The 208-nt window shown below is 61.5% G+C and carries 1 pseudogene; it reads left to right on the forward strand.

From position 1 onward, the window contains the following. A pseudogene (locus AF337_RS11885) lies at nucleotides 1–208 on the forward strand (histidine kinase); the annotation flags it as partial.

A 208-nucleotide genomic window follows, 5' to 3' on the forward strand; every position in this document is an offset into this window, starting at 1 on the left:
CAAGCACGCCTTTCCCGATGAACGACCGGGCGCAATCGTCATCGACTATCACTCGTCCGGCAAGGACTGGACTCTCTGCGTTACCGACAACGGCATCGGCATGCCTGCTGGTCGCGAAGCACTAAAGGCGGGCCTGGGGACTGGCATTGTGGAGGCGCTCGCAAAGAGCCTGAATGGCGACATTCAGTTGAGCGATGCGGGTCCCGGC

The sequence above is a fragment of the Rhizobium ecuadorense genome, from assembly GCF_001187535.1.
GTDB classification, from domain to species: domain Bacteria; phylum Pseudomonadota; class Alphaproteobacteria; order Rhizobiales; family Rhizobiaceae; genus Rhizobium; species Rhizobium ecuadorense.